Source organism: Paenibacillus sp. HJGM_3 (genome assembly GCF_045062745.1).
Classification (GTDB): domain Bacteria; phylum Bacillota; class Bacilli; order Paenibacillales; family NBRC-103111; genus Paenibacillus_AA.
Window position 1 is genome coordinate 1 of the sequence record NZ_JBJGED010000064.1, and the last position, 926, is coordinate 926.

General features: G+C 53.8%; 1 tRNA gene and 1 rRNA gene. Both read right to left on the reverse strand.

Annotated elements, in window-relative coordinates:
* Window positions 1-141 precede the first annotated feature (141 nt).
* A tRNA-Ala gene (locus ACI5FR_RS33805) sits at window positions 142-217 on the reverse strand.
* A 93-nt stretch (window positions 218-310) separates the two neighbouring features.
* A 16S ribosomal RNA gene (locus ACI5FR_RS33810) occupies window positions 311-926 on the reverse strand; the annotation flags it as partial.

The following is a 926-nucleotide window of genomic DNA, read 5'->3' on the forward strand; positions in this document are numbered from 1 at the left end:
AGATTGCTCTAGTTCTCGTTATCGTTTCGCTATCCAGTTTTCAAGGAACAAAGTTGCTGTGCCGTTTTGGCGGCAAGAGCTATCTTAGCACATCCGTCTACACGGTGCAACACCGTATTTTCTGGAAGGTAAGATCGTTTTTGGTGGAGCCAAGGAGGATCGAACTCCTGACCTCCTGCTTGCAAGGCAGGCGCTCTCCCAGCTGAGCTATGGCCCCGAAAAGATGAAATTAAAAAATTCCATCAAAACTGAACAAATGAAACGACGATGTTTTGTACCCGGTCCCCACAGGACCGGAAGTACTCCATAGAAAGGAGGTGATCCAGCCGCACCTTCCGATACGGCTACCTTGTTACGACTTCACCCCAATCATCTACCCCACCTTCGGCGGCTGGCTCCCTTGCGGGTTACCCCACCGACTTCGGGTGTTGTAAACTCTCGTGGTGTGACGGGCGGTGTGTACAAGACCCGGGAACGTATTCACCGCGGCATGCTGATCCGCGATTACTAGCAATTCCGACTTCATGCAGGCGAGTTGCAGCCTGCAATCCGAACTGAGACCGGCTTTCTGGGATTGGCTCCGCCTCGCGGCTTCGCAGCCCGTTGTACCGGCCATTGTAGTACGTGTGTAGCCCAGGTCATAAGGGGCATGATGATTTGACGTCATCCCCGCCTTCCTCCGGTTTGTCACCGGCAGTCATCCTAGAGTGCCCACCCGAGGTGCTGGCAACTAAGATCAAGGGTTGCGCTCGTTGCGGGACTTAACCCAACATCTCACGACACGAGCTGACGACAACCATGCACCACCTGTCTCCCCTGTCCCCGAAAGGCCTACCCTATCTCTAGGATATTCAGGGGGATGTCAAGACCTGGTAAGGTTCTTCGCGTTGCTTCGAATTAAACCACATACTCCACTGCTTGTGCGG